The sequence below is a fragment of the Thiovibrio sp. Mzg5 genome, from assembly GCF_055379285.1.
The window spans coordinates 1,168,334-1,184,834 of sequence record NZ_AP022872.1; the positions used below are offsets into that span (position 1 = coordinate 1,168,334).

A 16,501-nucleotide genomic window follows, 5' to 3' on the forward strand; every position below is an offset into this window, starting at 1 on the left:
CGCCTACCGCCGGTTATCCCTGCGTTTCAAACCATTGCTGATAACTGCGGGCCAGTTCCGGCCAGGAAAACCGACTGGTCAGGGTGTGCGCCTCATGGGCCGTAAGCCTTCCTGTCTCCATGCTCGCCAACAGTTTCTGGGCAAAAGCCACATCCTCGTAGCGAAAGGCTGGAGCAAAAAGCTCCCGATACGATAGGCGATCCGGCACCAATGGCCGGCAGCCGCCACGCACCGCCTCAAGAACCGCCATGCCGTAAAACTCATGGTTAGCCGTGGAAACGACGACATCCCCCTGGCAGAGCAGCCTGCAATACTCCTGCCGATCTTCCGCATAGCCGAAATGAACAATATGCGGGGCAAGCCTCTGCGTTGCCTGGGCAAAGACCGGCGGCTGATTCCGGAAGGATTCTCCCAGCACGATCAGACCAAAGGGAACCCCTTGCTCCGCAAACCCGTACAGGGTGTTGAAGAACAACTCCGGGTTCTTATCGTGCTCCCAACGGTGGTTCCAGACAAGAACCGGCGGTCTGCCTGTCTGCTTCTCCTCCGAGCAACCGTCAATCCCGCTAAAATCCAGGCCCGGAGGGAGGATAGTCGCCTTGGCACGGATCGCCTCCTCATAGCCTGGTAAAGACATGTCCGGCATCTTGGCCAAAAGCTCCCGACAGCCCGCCAGAAAAGAATCCAAATTATACTGTGAGTTAAAGGCAAGCCTGTCGGACGCCAGAGCCGTGGTGAGATTGGTCAGGCCAAAATGCACATCCCGCGCCTCGGAAATCTGCACCGGGTAAGCGAACTGATTCTCGTGGAAGTAGGTCAGAAGCGGGACGGTGCGGAGGTGTGGCGGCAACAGGCCGCGCAGAGCAGCGACATCGACCAGGGAGGAGCAGAAAATCCGGTCAAAGGTCTTGGCTTTGTAACGCGGATCAGCAGCAAGAACCCCGGCGAAATGCGGGGCTGCAAGGCGCATCCGCCATTTCCAGCTGTGCGCTGGCAGGGTCAGCAGATCAAAGGTATAGGGGAGATTCCGAGTCAGACCGGCAAGAAACGCTTTGTGCGAGCCGCCGTAATAGGGCTCAAGGACAAGGATGTTCATGCCCGCCACCCTGTTTATACTGTTTATTTATAATCACAAAACCGTTCGAAGCTGACATGTAAACGTTCAACAGTGCCGCAGATGTGCGAAAGAGGCCTGCGAAGTGTGCTATTGCACATAAGCAGACCGATGACAAAGCAGATGCGGTGCTGCTGAGCGTTTACAGTTTTTTTAAGTGCTGATAGGCCTCATTCAGCTCCTTCATCTTCTCCTCAGCCACCCGGCGAAACTCCTCGCCCAGATGCGCCACCTTGTCCGGATGATACTGCATGCTCAATTTCCGGTAGGCGCTTTTGATCTGTTCAGGCGTTGCCCCCGGCGCCAGCCCAAGAATTTCATAGTACTGGGCCTCGCTCTTCCCCTGGCCGGGGAAGGCCCGACCACCGCTGCCGCTCACATATTTGCTGCGGATGGCGTGGTGGTCATAGGCGGTAATCCCGAGGAAATCGGCAATGGTCTGCACCATGGCCAGTTCCTGGGCGGAAACCTGGGCATTGGTGTAGAGCACCTGATAGATGAGCTCCACCAGGATAAGCCGGGGCTCGTATGCGAAATGGCTCTTGAACTCGGCGAGCATGGCTTCAAGGGAGGCCTGGGAGGCAAGGGCGTCCTGGATCAGGTCGCGCACCCAGTACATCTGGCTCTGGTTGTAGCGCAGATGCACACGAAAAAAATTCTCGATGGGGGCAAGCTCTGCCTTGGTGACAACCCCGTCCGCCTGGGCAATGCGGATCAGGATATTGATCAGCAGAAAGACAAACTGGTTGTGGCTTTCGGTTTGGGAACGCTCATAGCGAACCGCCATCCTCCGGATATACTGGGAAAACCCCCAGATTCCGACAAAAACCATGAGAACCAAAAAGACCCCGGTGAAAAAGAGAAACCCCAACACGTCAAGGATAAGCGGGGCGCCGCCCATGGCGAACAGGAGCAGGGCCACAACCAGTAAAAACCCGCCGCAGCCCGGCGGCTTATGCCGACGATAGACGATCATGCCTCACCCTCGGCAAACAGGGCCTCGACAAACTCGCCCGGCTCGAAATCGCGCAGATCCTCCATCTGTTCCCCGATGCCGATGAAGCGGATGGGGATGTTGAACTCGTGGCAGATATTGATCACAATGCCGCCCTTGGCAGTCCCGTCAAGCTTGGTCAGGGCCAGGCCGGTGACATCCACGGCCTCGTTGAACAGCCGCGCCTGGGAGATGGCATTCTGGCCGGTGGTGGCGTCGAGCACCAGCAGGATCTCATGGGGCGCGCCGGGGATCTTCTTATCCATGACCCGCTTGATCTTTTTCAGCTCTTCCATGAGGTTGACCTTGGTGTGCAAGCGGCCGGCTGTGTCCACCAGCACCACGTCAAAATTGCGCGGCTTGGCATAATCCAAGGCATCGAAGACCACGGAGGATGGGTCCGCCCCGGCCTGCTGGGCCACAAGCTCCACCCCGACCCGCTTGCCCCAGATCTGCAACTGCTCGCTGGCTGCGGCCCGAAAGGTATCGGCGGCCACCAGCAGCACCTTCTGCCCTGCTTGGGTGAACTTATAGGCCAGCTTGCCGATGGTGGTGGTCTTGCCCACTCCGTTGACCCCCAGCACCATGACGACAAAGGGCCCCTGTGTCGGCAGGGCAAAATCCGCAGGCCGGTCCGCATTGCGCAGATAGCCGAGGATCATCTCCTTGAGTGCTTTTTTAAGAGCCTGCCCATCCGCCAATTCGTTGCGCCGCACCTGCTCCCTGGTCTTCTCAAGGAGTTCCTGAGTGGTGTTGGCGCCGATATCCGCCATGATCAGAATCTCTTCCAGATCATCGAGCAGCTCGGCATCGATCTGCTTCTTGCCGAGAAAAAGCGCGTCAATCTGGCGGACAAAGGTTTTTCGGGTTCTGGACAGGCCATCCTTAAGCCGCAGAAAAAAACTGGCCCCATTCTCCTCTTGCCCCGAGGCTTCTGCGGCAGGGGCGACGACCTCTGCTCCAGGACCCTGCTCCGGCGGCAGTGCCTGCGCGCCGCCGATTTTCTTCTTAAACCAACTCAGCATTCTTCTTTCCCCTCAAGGCGTCTTCGCCGTTATATTCTCCAACACTTCAACAATCCGGCTGATCACCCAATTCGGGGTGGAGGCCCCAGCCGTAACCCCTACCCGGCCATAGCGCGCCAAGGCCTGCGGCTCAAGATCCGTTTCCGACTCCACCATGAACACCGGGCAGCCCAGGCTTTCGGCAATCTCTCCCAGCCGCTTGGTGTTGGCGCTGGTCTTCCCACCCACCACTACCAAGGCTTCCACCTCCTGGCAGAGCTGGCGCACCTCCTCCTGCCGTTTATGGGTGGAATCGCAGATGGTGTTGAACACCTCGCCCCCAGGATATTTTTGCAGGATCATCTCTTTGAGCCTTTCAAAAAGATGCTCGTTCTGGGTGGTCTGGCTGACAATGATGTACGGCCCGTCAAGCCGCAGGGCCGCGACATCCTCCTCGCTGTTCACCACCTGCCCGGTGTTGTCGGCATAGCCCATGAGCCCTTCCACCTCGGCGTGGTCACGGTCGCCGATGATCACCGTGGAGTAGCCCTCTTTTTTGTATCTGGCAATAATGGCCTGCACCTTGAGCACCCGGGGACAGGTGGCATCCTCGACCCGAGCACCGGTGGCTTCAAGCTTTTTCTTCTCTTCCGGGGGAATGCCGTGGGCCCGGATAATTATGGCGCCGGTGGCCTGGGCCGGAATCTCGGTAAGGATTTTCACCCCTTGCTCCTCAAGCAGTTTCAGAACTTGCGGATTGTGGATCAAGGGCCCAAAGGTGGCAATGGTGGTCTCGCCCTTCTGGACCATGCCGAGGGTGGTCTCAACAGCCCTCCGCACCCCCATGCAAAAGCCTGCATTCTTGGCAAGCACCACTTCCATCTGTTCACCTTTTCTTAGAGGGGCTACCCCCGAATTTTCCTGTCTTGCGCCAACCGCCAACAAACCAGACAATCTATACGGATTTCTCCGTATTTGCAAGAAAAGCAACGCGCCCTTGGCAAGGGAATCAATTGCGAGAATCCTGCGACGCCTCTATACTGATCCTACCCTACACCCTCTCACAGGAGCCCCATGACCCTGCGCCCGCTTACCCTCGATGACCGACAGCCTGTTACCGAATATCTCCGGCAGTTTCCTCCGGTGATCTCCGAGCTGACCTTCACCAATCTCTTTGCCTGGCGGCACACCCGGCCGATCTGGATCGACGAGTTCAAGGAATCCCTCCTCTTTTTTGCCAAGACAAAGACGGGGATGGTTCTCCTGGGAAACCCCGTGGGCCCGGTCTCACTGGCCGAGGTTTTCGATGCATACGGCAGCAGGATTTCGGAAGCGACTCGCTTCCCCAAGGAAAAACTCACGGAGACAGCCCTACCGCCTGGGACAGTGGTGGTCGAGGATCGGGACAATGCCGACTATGTCTACCGCAGGGAAGACCTTGCCTTCCTGGCGGGCAGGCATTTCACCAAGAAAAGAAACCACATTAACCAATGCCTGGCCGCGTACGACTGCCAGTACGAGATGATCACCCCGGAAACAGTTCCAGAATGCCTGGCCATGCAAGACCGCTGGTGCACCGACCGAGAGTGCAAGATCGAGCCGGGATTGCGCGGAGAAGATCAGGCGATAGAAGAAACCCTGCACCACTACGAAAAATTGCCCCTGACCGGCGGCGCCATCCGGATTGCGGGAAGGATTGAGGCGTTCACCGTGGGTGAGAGGCTCAGCCCCTCAACCGCAGTCACCCATTTCGAGAAGGCCATGCCTCAGTTCCAAGGGTTGGCCCAGTTGATCAACCAATGGTTTGCCAGAGAGAATCTTAGTGATTTTGAGTATGTCAACCGGGAGCAGGATTTGGGCATTCCCGGCCTGCGCCAGGCCAAGGAAAGCTACTCTCCGGAGCACCTAGTGAAAAAGGTTCGCATTGTTCTGGGTGGGACGAGCACGGGAAAGGCAAACGACCAGTAAATCGACAACTAAAAAGTAGCCTACCTTCTTTTACTCTTCGTGCTCTTAATAACCCAAGACTTATGGTAGGTTAGTCGACAAATCAACAATGTCCACTAGTGCAGATTATATTCTGACACATTATTTTTTATAATTTTCATTGCTTTATTTATATTGCCAAGATCGTACAAATTATATTTATTTTTTAAGCTTAACGAAATACAATTTAAATATTTACTTGTAAAAAAAATACTATAGTTAATTGATGATTTAATGAATTTCTCACTGCGTGTTAACACGTACCCAACTCTATTCCCAGAATACTCATCTACACACATCTCATCGTATTTAATTGAGAAATTACTACCAGGGATAAATCTATAAACAATCACCATGTTAGATAAAAACAATATTTCTTTAGTATTTATCCATGGGATATTACGCGGCAAATAATATATCCACACCAGAGAAGAAAAAAATATTACCACCTTGACAGGGTATCTGTTATCACTTACAGGCCATACTGCAGCAAAATCCATATGTGCCACAACAGGTATCAAGACGAAAAAAACAGCAAATAGTGTTACAGCAATCACTGTTAATAAAATAGTTATATACGTACCGTTTTTTGGCCTGATTACAACTAGCGGCTCTAATTTCTGTACATCTTCTCTCGCTGAACCTTGCTCTTTAAGAACAGCATTGACCATATTACCTCCCTCGACTATGAATTGACTCTAGCCGATTCCCAAGAAACTATCTTCATCCCAAGAAATTCCGAAGGAATTCCGGGGACAGTATACCAAATTTACCTCATACAATAACGGCTTCGTCACTCCTTGGCCAACAACAAACCAAGCGCTTCCTTGATATCCTGCACCAGATGAAACCGGACATCCTCTTTCACATTATCCGGAATCTCCACCACATCCTTCTCATTGAGCGCAGGCAAAACAATCTCCTTGATCCCGGCCCGCACCGCAGCCAGCACCTTTTCCTTGATCCCGCCCACCGGCAGCACGTCGCCGCGCAGGGTGATCTCGCCGGTCATGGCCATGTCCTTGCTCACCGTGCGCCCGGTGAGCAGCGAGGTCAGGGCGGTGACCATGGCCACCCCGGCCGAAGGCCCGTCCTTGGGGATGGCGCCCTCGGGCACATGGATGTGCAGGTCGATCTTGGCAAAAATTGCTTCGTCCACCCCCAGTTCCTTGGCATGGGAGCGAATGTAGGTGAGCGCGGCAGTGGCTGACTCCTTCATCACATCCCCCAGCTTGCCGGTCATGGTGAGATTGCCCTTGCCCTTCATCTTGGCGGCCTCGATGAAGAGCAGCTCCCCGCCCACCGGAGTCCAGGCTAGGCCGGTGGCCAGGCCAGGCCCCCAAGACCGGGCCTTGGTCTCCGGAAAAAACTGGATGGGGCCGAGATAGGTGGCAAGATTGGTTGCATCGATCAGGGTCGTGCCGGTCTTGCCGGTGACAATCTCCTTGGCCACCCCCCGACAGATCGCGGCCAGTTTCCGTTCCAGGTTTCTGACCCCGGCCTCTCGGGTGTGCGAGCGGATCACCATCTTGATTGCCTGGTCGTCGATCTTCAGGTCGTCCTCGCTGATGGCGTGGGCCTCCAGTTGCTTGGGCAGGAGGTGCCGCTTGGCGATGTTGAGCTTTTCATCCTGGGTATAGCCGGAGAGCTCGATGACCTCCATCCGGTCGCGCAACGGGCCGGGAATATTGTCGAGCAGATTGGCCGTGGTGATGAACATCACCTTGGAGAGATCAAAGGGAATCTCCAGGTAGTGGTCGGCAAAGGTGAAATTCTGTTCCGGATCAAGAACCTCCAGCAGGGCCGAGGAGGGATCGCCCCGAAAATCCATGCCCAGCTTGTCGATCTCGTCCAGCATGAAAAGCGGGTTGTTGGCCCCGGCCTTGCGCAGACTCTGGATAATGCGGCCAGGCAGGGCGCCGATGTAGGTGCGCCGGTGCCCGCGGATCTCCGCCTCGTCCCGCACGCCGCCCAGGGAGATGCGGATGAACTTTCGGCCCATGGACCGGGCGATGGATTGGCCGAGCGAGGTCTTGCCCACGCCCGGCGGGCCGACAAAACAAAGAATCGGCCCGTGCATGTCCTGCTTGAGCTTGCGCACCGCGAGAAACTCGATGATCCGTTTCTTGATCTCCGCCAGACCGTAATGGTCTTCGTCCATCACCTGCTGGGCCTTGACGATGTCCAGGGAATCGGGGGTGGAGGTCAGCCAGGGCAGATCAAGGAGCCAATCGAGATAGGTCCGAGAAACCGTGTATTCCGGCGAGGAGGGCGAGATGCGGGCCAGCCGGTCGAGTTCCTTTTCCGCAGTCTTCTTGGCCTCCGGGGGCAGTTCGGTTTTGGCAAACTTTTCGCGTAGCTCCTTGAGATCGAGATTATCCTCATCTTCGCCAAGCTCCTTGCGGATGGCGTTGAGCTGTTGGCGCAGAAAGAAATCCCGCTGCTTGTGATCCGTGTCTTCCTTGATGCTTTTCTGGATATCCTGGCTCATCTGGGCCGTTTCCAGGCGCTTGTTGAGTTCGCGGGCGGTTCGGTGCATCAGGGCCTTGCCCGGCTGAATCTCAAGGAGTTCCTGTTCCTCGACCGGCGTGAGATTGAGCTGGGAAATCACCAGATAGGAGATATAGAAAGGGTCGGACAGGGATTCGATGGTGGTGATGAGTTCAACCGGAAGCGACAGCAACTCCGCCATTTTTTTAAACTGGGTCCGAAGATTGAGCACCAACGCCTCGACCTCTTTATCCTCTTCGACCTCCATGGGGATAACGGCGACCCGGGCTGTCAGGTAGGGTTCTTTCTGGACAAATTCAACCAGCTCCAGCTTTTTGATGGCGCTGATCAAAACCTGATACCCGCCGCCCTCCCTGACCTTGACCAGCTTGTGGATATAGCCCAACACCCCTATTCTGTGCAGGTGCTCGGGCTCAACTCGCTCCTGTTTCTCCTCGGCAGGCTCCTTGTGACTGACAATGGCGATCAACCGATCTTTCAGAACCGCCTCGTCGATAAGCTTTTGGGAGGCAGGATGCAGGATATTCATCGGAAAACCCATGCCGGGAAAAAAGACGAAGCCGTGCAGGGGCAGCACCGGCAGGATCTCCGGCACAGGCAACTCGGTGGGATTCCCGTGATGTTCAGCTTTTTGGGCCGAAATCTCTGTTTCTTTTTGCCTGTCGTCTTCGCTCATGATTTTCAACCTGCATCGTTTTTTGTTCAGGTAAAAGAAAACCCGCCGATTCCTAGACTCACCTAACGGTGATCTTGATTTTTCCAGTGTTGCGCCGCAAGGGCAGGTTAATCTGCAAAAAACCGTTTCTGCTTTCCGAGACCGCCTTGGAAACATCAACGGTTTTAGGCAAGGAGATGGACCGCTCGAAAAAACCGCGGTCAATCTCCAGCTGGTGAATGCGCGACACCATTTCCTGCGGCTCGTATCCCCGCCTTCCGGAAACAGTAACCCGCGACTCCTCGACCATTACGGCAAGGGTATCCGGCGCTATGCCGGAGATATCCATACAAACGATGATCGCCGATGCGGTCTCATACACATCCGCAGCCGGAAACCAGTTTCCGGCATGAAACATGGAGCCCACGCCTTGCAACACCATGCTCCGCGGCAGTCCGCCGGGCACTCTGTCAGGAGGATGTTTCTTTCTGGACTGATCCATGGCTTTTCTTCCCTTACCCGCCCAACTTTTTCGGAAGCCAACCCCGGCTAGAGACTTTCAACAAACCCGGTCCCCTTGCACATGGGGCAGGTCACCTGCGGCACGCACTGGCAATCGTTCCAGTCATCGCCGACCTTGGACCCACGCCACTCGCTACTGCATTCGCAGGTTCCCCGAATCACCTTCTCGCCGTTGCATTCGGGACACACCTTCTTATCCGTATCGTTCATCATACCCCTCCCTGTCTTGGAAATTAGAGACAGCCCTGCCAGATTCACAGGCCCATGATTCCTCACTCCTCATATAAAAAGTATGGGACAGGTCAAGGGGGATGTCAAGGGGATGGGAAAGAGGATCAACAATCCTCTACAATTCGTCGGCATGGCGGCAGGCGTGGGCCACCATGACCTTTTTGGCCAGACCGGCATTGATGGCCAGACGCGTCCCCTTGCTTGCCACGATGAGAGGCCCAGAGGAATGATTGCTGACAATCTCAAGACATGACCCCACCGTAAGACCCATATCGCTCAGCCTGGCCTGCGCCTCCCGGCCGCCCAGGATTGTGACAATCCGCACCCGTTCGCCATTGGCGGCATACTGCAGGGACAAGGCCGGTTCCCGCTGGGCCATGCAGGAAGCGCACAGTCCGTATATCTCCATCTTGTGCTGAAGGGGGTGGAACTGGAACTGCTCGGCTATTTCGTGCTGGAGCCTTTCAAGGTCGTGGTTGGCAAACTCCTGGATCTTGCCGCAGCGGGTGCAGATGAAATGGTCGTGGTGCATGCCGAGGTGGTGGTGTTCGTAGACCGGTTCCTGGGTTTCAAACAGCTGTTTCTGGGCAAAACCGAACTGGCAGAACATCTCCATGGTTTCCTTGAGAAACTCCCGATCCAGCAGCTCCGGCCTTTTTTCCCTGATGATACCCTCGAGCCCGGTCAGGGTAAGATGCTCTTCCACGGAGAGAAAAATATCCAGCACCTTCAGCCGCTCTTCGATGCGGGAGGCATTGAAGGATTGCAGCACCTCCTGGAACTGTTCCCGCTCCTGCTGGTGCTGGGTCTGGGGATCAAGCCCTTGCTGACCAGGGACATGCCCTGCTTTGCTTTTTCCGGACCGAAACAAAAAACCAAACATTATCTTCTGCTCCTTTTGCTGTACCTCAATCCACCTGTATCCAGTCTCCGTTTATCAACAGATAATGGGGCCGAAAACGGGCCTTGTACGCCATGGCCGGGACCGGTTCTATCCAGTAGCCAAGATAGAGATAGTCACAGTCCTCCCGCCCGGCAAGCTCGGCCAGATACAAAATATTGAAGGTTCCCAGGCTTCTTTTCTCAAACGCCGGGTCAAAATAGAAATACACCGCGCTCAGGCTGCGTTCTGCCAGATCGACAATGGACACCCCCAACAGCTGCCCGGAGAGCCGGAAGGAAATTTCCATGCTCGGGGCCAGGGAGTTGACAAAAAAACCGCTGTAATAATCCAGTGCCGTGCTGGCCCGGCCAGGATAGCGGCTGTTCAAAAAGCAATCCAGCAGCTGCAGCTTTTCCGGCGTCACCTCAAGCGGCCCCACGCTGATATCCAAATCCTGATTCCGCTCCCGAACGCGCCGCATGTTCCGGGAGGGAAGAAAGGTTTGCGTCGCAAGTCGGATGGGCACACAGGCCGTACAGTCCGGACAGCGCATGGCGTAGATGGTGTTGCCGTTGCGCCGGTATCCGGCGGCGAGAAACTCCTCCAGCATGGCCGGGGGCAGAAAATTGAAACCCGCCTGGTGGTAGACCGCCAAACGGTCAAGGCCGTACGGGCACTCTGCCGGGGTGTCCACAAAATATGGAGCCAGCTTGGCGATGAACCGGCTGGTATCACTCACATCCACGGAGGTCATGGTTTGCTGGCGGGCAGCCCCCTATTGGTAGAGAAAATATTTTTGCCGAATCTCGCTAAAACCGTCAAGCCCCGGCTGCCAGGCCAACTCAAGCTCACGGATGTCCGCGCCTGCCGCCAGTTGGTGCCTGAGATTACTGTCGCCCAGGATCAGATCAAGGGGGGTCCGCTCAAATTCGTACTCGTAGGGCGGAGCTTTGAGGGCGAACTGCTCCGGATAACAGCGCAGAAAAGCCTGAAGCAGGGCCAGCGAGGTGCGATAGGGCAAAAAGGTCCGTGGGTTGGTGACATGAAGCTGGAAGCCCTTGCAAGGCTGCCCGGCCCATTTGTTGGCCGTGGGCTCAAAGGCCAGGGGGCGGAGAAAACAACCGGGCAGAGGCAACCCCTGCATGCTGTCCAGAACCGTCTGCCAGTCAAGAAACGGAGCGCCGAACAGCTCAAAGGGCAAGGAGGTGCCCCTGCCTTCGGAGATGTTGGTGCCTTCAAAGATCACCTGGCCCGGATAAACCAGGGCTGTGGTCGGATTCGGCATGTTGGGCGAAGGGAACACCCAAGGCAGGCCGGTATCGGTGAAAAGCATCCGCCGTTGCCAGCCGGGCATGGCCACCACCTCAAGATCCGCCCCGATTCCGTACTCTTCGTTGAGCAGCCGGGCCAGCTCGCCAAAGGTGAGACCGTGGCGCATGGGCAGAGGATACAACCCGACAAAGGAGCGGCAATCATCCTGCAACAGATTGCCCTCGATGGCCTCCCCGCCCACGGGATTGGGCCGGTCAAGCACCACCACCTTTTTCCCGCACTCCCTGGCCACCTCAAGACAGTAGGCCAGGGTGTAGAGGAAGGTATAGACCCTGGTCCCCACATCGACAATGTCCACGAGCAGCACATCAAAATGGTCGTACATGGCTGCGGTGGGCCGACGCACCTCGCCGTAGAGGCTGAACACCGGCAGGCCGCTGACCGGATCGGTCATATGGGCCGATTCGATCATGTTGTCCTGCTTTTCCGCAAAGAATCCGTGCTGGGGGGTGAACAGGCAGGTGAGCTGGCCCGGAAAGGCGGCTATAATCAGATCCCGGCTGTGGCGGAGATGGTGGTCGGTGGAGGCCTGATTGCAGAGCAGGGCCAGCCGTTTGCCGGCAAGAGAGGCAGGGGGGGAAGCTAAGAGATTCTCAATTCCAAGGGTAACCATGGTTCTCCAGTTTCAGGCTAGGGATGGAATAACCGGCAAGAGACGGTATTTTTTTCTTTGCACTTTGCCCCCGGCTGATTAGGCTTAGCCTTGGGAGTCAATGGAATATAATCGAACCTGCCGCCTTCGTGCATCAAAAAGGAGACAGGCGTGCAACATGAACTGAATTACAGAGGATTTTGAGATGAAGATTGCAATCAGCGGCAAGGGCGGCGTGGGCAAGACCACGATCATGGCCATGCTGGCAAAATATCTCCAAAAACACGGCAGGGAGGTGCTGGTTATCGACGCGGACCCCAGCCCGCACATGGCCCAGAGCCTTGGCTTTGCCGAGGACGAAAAAATCACCCCCATCGCCGAGATGAAGGATCTGCTGGTGGAGCGCTCCGGCAAGGTGGACGGCTCGCCTTTCTACAACATCAACCCCCAGGTGGATGATCTGCTGGCCCGCTTCATCGTGGAAAAGGACGGCATCAAGCTCATGGTCCTCGGAGCCATCCAGACCGCCAAGGGCGGCTGCGCCTGCCCGGAAAGCAACGTACTGAAAAGAATGCTCACCAAGCTGCTCCTCTCCCCCTCCCAGGTGGTGCTGCTCGACATGGAGGCGGGGGTGGAACACCTGGGGAGGGGCACCATCGCCGGGGTGGATCATCTGCTCATCGTGGTGATCCCCTCAAAGTCCGGGGTGCGCACGGCGCTGAAGATCAAGAAGCTCGCCGAGGAATCAGGCATCCCCCGCATCTCCTTTGTCGGCAATCTGGTGACGGATGACGACGACCGGGGTTTTCTGACCGAAGCCCTTGGCCAGCCCCCCCTTGCCTGCTTCCCCGACTCAAGCGCGATCCGGAAAACAGAACGGGCTGGGTTACCGATTACCGGGGCGTTGGGGGAGGTCGAAGAGGCGGCAGGGCAAGTCATCGACAGCGTCCTCGGCATAGCGCAACAATGAGCATGGCCGAGATTAAAACCGCTTTCGACAAGGCAGCGCAGACTTATGACCGCGCCCGCCGACAACTGATCCCCTGTTTCGATGATTTTTACGGCACGGCGCTGGCGCTGATCCCACATCAACCCACAGCCAACTTCCGGGTGCTTGACCTCGGCGCGGGTACGGGATTGCTCTCGTTCCTGGTCGCCAAAAAGTTTGCCAAGGCCAGGATCACCCTGATGGACATCTCCCAAGAGATGCTGAGCAAGGCTCGGGAACGATTTGCCGGGATGGAGGAGCGCCTGGAATTTGTCGCTGGGGATTACGCCGACGGCTTTGGGGGGAAATTTGAGGTAATCATCTCTGCCCTGTCAATCCACCACCTCACAGACGCACGCAAAATCAAGCTGTTCAAGAACATCTATGATGCGTTACCTGATGGCGGTATCTTCATCAACGCCGAGCAGATTCTGGGACCAACACCGCAGATCGAACAGGTGTACCAGGAAACCTGGCTTCGGCAGATTCAAGACCTCGGGGTCTCCGACGTCGACCTCAATGCCGCTCTGGAACGGATGAAGGCGGACCGGATGTCTCCCCTGGACTCCCAGTTGATCTGGTTACAACAGGCAGGTTTCAGTTCGGTGCATTGCTGGTACCAGCACCACCGCTTCGCTGTCTTTTCCGGGCAAAAGGGCGAGGGCTGCAAAGGCCCGCCCTTGTAATACGCTTCCTCAACCGAAACAGAGCCCACAGTCCGGACAGGTCGTGGTAGTGGTCGCAAAGGAAAAGCCGCAGGCAGGGCAGACAGCCTCCTCGGCCTCCGGGTTAAAAACCGCCCCGGCATGGGTATCGTCATGTTCGGCCAGGGCGGTTGCCCGACGATGCTCTTGGGCGAGCACCTGCAAAGCATCCTGCACCTCTTCCTGCCGTACCTGAAGCTGAAACTTGGGGGCACAGCCGCCACTGGCGCAACCCCCGCCTTCCTTACTGATCATAGCGCCGATCTGTTCGGCCTCAAGCAGAGCCTTAAGATGTTTGAGGTCCGCCATGGGAGCCTGGAAAATGACGGCCAGATGGTCATCAGGAGTCAACGGTCCTTTCCGCTTCTGGCGAGAGCCGCCTTTGTTTTTTTCCATTACCGACAACTCCGCCCCCCAGACAAGCTCGACTGCGCAGGTTGCGCATTTTTCAATCTCCGACCGATACTCGTCGCGGCACTTCGGGCAATACTTCAAATCGTATTCAATCAAAATGGTCACCTAAAAAAAGGAAAGGGCACAGATCCTCAACACACTCAACAAGCAACAGAGCAATAACCGTTGTAATCGCGGTTAGTTGCGATTTCAACAATCATGATGGCCTCGTTAAAAAAAATTGCAAACGATCAGCTACTGGCTACACCCAACAGCCATTCCCTTTTACATTCTCGCCTTTGGATGGGCCCGATCATAGACCTCATTCAAATGATCCATATTCAGATGGGTATAGCGCTGGGTGGTTGACAGGCTGACATGCCCCAGCAGTTCCTGCACCGTTCGCAGATCCGCTCCCATTTCCAGAAGATGGGTGGCAAAGGAATGGCGCAGGGCATGGGGCGTTACCCGGGCGGCGATCCCGGCCCGCAGGGCATAGAGCTTCACCAGCCGTTCGATGCTACGGGTGGTGAGCCGCAACCCGCGGTGGTTGAGAAAAACCGCCTTGTTTTCCGGTGCATCCCCACGACTGATCCGTTCGCGGATCAGCAGCGTCCGCTGGGGCAGATACTGGTTCAGGGCTTCCAGGGCCGGGTTGCCCACCGGCACCAGACGTTCCCGGTTGCCCTTGCCGGTGACCCGGAGCATGCCTTCTTCGGCGTCAAGGCGCTCCAGGTCGAGGGAGGCAAGCTCGGCAACCCGCAGACCTGTGGAATAAAGAATCTCAAGAATCGCCCGGTCACGAAAGGCAAAGGCATCGCCACCGCCCGGCATCTCCAACAGGGTAAAAACCTCGTCCACCGTGAGAAAAACAGGCATGTGTTTTTCCTGTTTCGGCGTGGCAATGGGCGCGACAGGGTCATGGGTGATAACGCCCTCGCGGAGAAGATGACGGAAGAAGGTGCGCAGCGTCGAGAGCTTTCTGGCCACGGAGCTGCCCTTGTTCTTGCCGTTTAAGGCATAGACATAGGAACGAACGGCGCGGGGTTCGATCTGGCGGACATCCTGCCCAGGCTCGACAAACGAAGCAAATTCGGCAAGATCCCGGCCATAACTTTCAACAGTTTTTGGGGAATAGCCCTTTTCCACGGCAAGCCAGCGACTGAATTGGGGGAGAAGATTCGGCAAGGAGTATGGCATGAAGGTCTTTCTTCAAAAAAACGTTTTGAGCCAGGCAGACATGATAAGACGATGCCTAGCAACCTACCATACTCATGTTTTTTTGGAAAGACATTGCCCAGAAGCGCAACTTCATTTATTTTAAACAATTCTATTCATACTGCCGTTAGACGAGGACCAATCTTTTTTTGAGAAACCTCGGGAGGGATCATGTCCAAAAAATCTTTTGAAGAAGCCCTGGAGTCGCTTGAACAGATTACCCAGGAGCTGGAAAACGGCGACCTGAGCCTGGAAAAATCCCTGAAAAAATTTGACGAGGGAATCAAACTGGCCGAGTTGTGCAACCACAAGCTGGAGGAAGCACAGCAGAGAGTTGATCTCCTCTTAAAAAAAGACGGCAAACTCGTGAGCGTTCCCTTTATCTCCTCTGGCGCGGCTTCTGATGAAGACGACGCCTAACCTCTGCCTCGCTTGCGACCATCGGGAATTTCCCAACCATGGAATTTAAAAAATACCTGAAAGAGCAATGCGCGGTTGTCGAACAGGCTCTGACGCGCTATATGCTTACAGAAGAGGGGCCGCTTGCCAACCATATCAAGGCCATGCGCTACAGCCTTTTCGCCGGGGGCAAAAGGATCCGGCCCATCCTGGCCCTGGCTGCGGCAGAGGCTTTGCATGCCCCAACCGAACATCTTTTACCCGTTGCCTGCGCCCTGGAATGCATCCACACCTATTCCCTGATCCATGACGATCTGCCGGCCATGGACGATGATGCCCTCCGCCGCGGCAAACCGACCTGCCACGTGGTCTTCGGTGAAGCAGAGGCCATCCTGGCCGGAGACGGCCTGCTCAGCTTCGCCTTTGAACTGCTGAGCCATCCGGATGCCCAGCAGACCATCTCCCCGGCCGCGCAGCTTAAGATGATCAACATCATCGCTCACGCCATCGGTCCAAAGGGCATGGTGGGCGGTCAGTCCTTGGACCTTGCCGCGGAAGGCCAGGCAATCTCCTTTGAGCACCTGCGGCTGATCCATGGTTACAAAACCGGCGCCCTTATTACCGCCTCCGTGCAGGCCGGGGCGATTTTCGGCCAGGCCAACGACCAACAGTTTGCCGCCCTGAGCCGATACGGGGTGCAGATCGGCCTGGCCTTCCAGATAGTTGACGACCTGCTGGATGTGGAAGGAACCACGGAGAATCTCGGCAAGACCGCCGGAGCCGATGCAGAAAGGAACAAAGCCACCTACCCGGCCTTCTTCGGGGTTGCCAAAACAAAGATCATGGCCAAGGAGGCCGTTGATGAGGCCATTTCCACTCTGGAAATCTTTGACGCCCAAGCCGAGCCGCTCCGCGCCCTTGCCCGGTATATTTACGAACGGAACAACTAACCGGGTAACCCCCGGAGGAAAAGGC

The 16,501-nt window shown here is 56.2% G+C and carries 18 protein-coding genes; 5 read left to right on the forward strand and 13 right to left on the reverse strand.

What is annotated here, in order from left to right; translation table 11 throughout:
* Positions 1–13 precede the first annotated feature (13 nt).
* From ACZ46D_RS05205 to ispH, 4 genes are all read right to left on the reverse strand, one after another.
* A complete protein-coding gene (locus ACZ46D_RS05205) occupies positions 14–1,096 on the reverse strand; it encodes a tRNA-queuosine alpha-mannosyltransferase domain-containing protein (RefSeq protein WP_464928977.1) in 1,083 nt (360 codons plus the stop codon).
* A gap of 160 nt (positions 1,097–1,256) precedes the next feature.
* Positions 1,257–2,090 (reverse strand): DnaJ domain-containing protein, encoded by an 834-nt coding sequence (locus tag ACZ46D_RS05210; protein ID WP_464928978.1) that lies wholly within the window; start codon positions 2,088–2,090, stop codon positions 1,257–1,259.
* Entirely contained in the window at positions 2,087–3,133 is a 1,047-nt protein-coding gene (ftsY, locus tag ACZ46D_RS05215; protein ID WP_464928979.1) for a signal recognition particle-docking protein FtsY, read from the reverse strand. Before ftsY ends, ACZ46D_RS05210 begins: the two co-directional genes overlap by 4 nt.
* 12 nt (positions 3,134–3,145) lie before the next feature.
* A complete protein-coding gene (gene ispH / locus ACZ46D_RS05220; protein ID WP_464928980.1) occupies positions 3,146–3,994 on the reverse strand; it encodes a 4-hydroxy-3-methylbut-2-enyl diphosphate reductase in 849 nt (282 codons plus the stop codon).
* Between the two features lie 192 nt (positions 3,995–4,186).
* Here ispH and ACZ46D_RS05225 point away from each other — a divergent pair, with 192 nt between their 5' ends.
* On the forward strand, positions 4,187–5,080 hold the full coding sequence (locus tag ACZ46D_RS05225; RefSeq protein ID WP_464928981.1) for a DUF2156 domain-containing protein: 894 nt from the start codon (positions 4,187–4,189) through the stop codon (positions 5,078–5,080).
* Between the two features lie 95 nt (positions 5,081–5,175).
* On the opposite strand, the gene ACZ46D_RS05230 is transcribed toward ACZ46D_RS05225, so the two are convergent.
* From ACZ46D_RS05230 to ACZ46D_RS05260, 7 genes are all read right to left on the reverse strand, one after another.
* Positions 5,176–5,769, reverse strand: coding sequence for a hypothetical protein (locus ACZ46D_RS05230; protein WP_464928982.1), 594 nt, complete (start codon positions 5,767–5,769; stop codon positions 5,176–5,178).
* Positions 5,770–5,891: 122 nt separating this feature from the next.
* Entirely contained in the window at positions 5,892–8,285 is a 2,394-nt protein-coding gene (gene lon, locus ACZ46D_RS05235) for an endopeptidase La (protein ID WP_464928983.1), read from the reverse strand.
* 58 nt (positions 8,286–8,343) lie between these two features.
* Complete coding sequence (locus tag ACZ46D_RS05240; protein ID WP_464928984.1) at positions 8,344–8,766, reverse strand: Hsp20/alpha crystallin family protein; 423 nt, start codon at positions 8,764–8,766, stop codon at positions 8,344–8,346.
* Positions 8,767–8,813: 47 nt separating this feature from the next.
* Entirely contained in the window at positions 8,814–8,999 is a 186-nt protein-coding gene (locus ACZ46D_RS05245) for an ankyrin (protein WP_464928985.1), read from the reverse strand.
* Positions 9,000–9,132: 133 nt separating this feature from the next.
* Positions 9,133–9,900, reverse strand: coding sequence for a transcriptional repressor (locus ACZ46D_RS05250; RefSeq protein ID WP_464928986.1), 768 nt, complete (start codon positions 9,898–9,900; stop codon positions 9,133–9,135).
* 25 nt (positions 9,901–9,925) lie between these two features.
* Positions 9,926–10,654 carry an arginyltransferase gene (locus tag ACZ46D_RS05255; protein WP_464928987.1) on the reverse strand — a complete coding sequence of 243 codons (729 nt, stop codon included), beginning with the start codon at positions 10,652–10,654 and terminating at the stop codon, positions 9,926–9,928.
* 21 nt (positions 10,655–10,675) lie between these two features.
* The gene (locus ACZ46D_RS05260) at positions 10,676–11,845 is read right to left on the reverse strand and encodes an exo-beta-N-acetylmuramidase NamZ family protein (RefSeq protein WP_464928988.1); all 1,170 of its coding nucleotides are present in this window, start codon (positions 11,843–11,845) and stop codon (positions 10,676–10,678) included.
* 184 nt (positions 11,846–12,029) lie between these two features.
* On the opposite strand from ACZ46D_RS05260, the gene ACZ46D_RS05265 reads away from it, so the two are divergent.
* Positions 12,030–12,794 carry an ATP-binding protein gene (locus ACZ46D_RS05265; protein WP_464928989.1) on the forward strand — a complete coding sequence of 255 codons (765 nt, stop codon included), beginning with the start codon at positions 12,030–12,032 and terminating at the stop codon, positions 12,792–12,794.
* Positions 12,795–12,796: 2 nt separating this feature from the next.
* Positions 12,797–13,498, forward strand: coding sequence for a class I SAM-dependent methyltransferase (locus tag ACZ46D_RS05270; RefSeq protein WP_464928990.1), 702 nt, complete (start codon positions 12,797–12,799; stop codon positions 13,496–13,498).
* Positions 13,499–13,507: 9 nt separating this feature from the next.
* On the opposite strand, the gene ACZ46D_RS05275 is transcribed toward ACZ46D_RS05270, so the two are convergent.
* Together ACZ46D_RS05275 and xerA are read right to left on the reverse strand one after the other, a co-directional pair.
* Complete coding sequence (locus ACZ46D_RS05275) at positions 13,508–14,026, reverse strand: zinc ribbon-containing (seleno)protein DG (protein ID WP_464928991.1); 519 nt, start codon at positions 14,024–14,026, stop codon at positions 13,508–13,510.
* A 168-nt stretch (positions 14,027–14,194) separates the two neighbouring features.
* A complete protein-coding gene (xerA, locus tag ACZ46D_RS05280) occupies positions 14,195–15,109 on the reverse strand; it encodes a site-specific tyrosine recombinase/integron integrase (protein ID WP_464928992.1) in 915 nt (304 codons plus the stop codon).
* A gap of 189 nt (positions 15,110–15,298) precedes the next feature.
* Here xerA and ACZ46D_RS05285 point away from each other — a divergent pair, with 189 nt between their 5' ends.
* Together ACZ46D_RS05285 and ACZ46D_RS05290 are read left to right on the forward strand one after the other, a co-directional pair.
* The gene (locus tag ACZ46D_RS05285; RefSeq protein ID WP_464928993.1) at positions 15,299–15,547 is read left to right on the forward strand and encodes an exodeoxyribonuclease VII small subunit; all 249 of its coding nucleotides are present in this window, start codon (positions 15,299–15,301) and stop codon (positions 15,545–15,547) included.
* Between the two features lie 38 nt (positions 15,548–15,585).
* On the forward strand, positions 15,586–16,476 hold the full coding sequence (locus tag ACZ46D_RS05290) for a polyprenyl synthetase family protein (RefSeq protein WP_464928994.1): 891 nt from the start codon (positions 15,586–15,588) through the stop codon (positions 16,474–16,476).
* Positions 16,477–16,501: the final 25 nt, after the last annotated feature.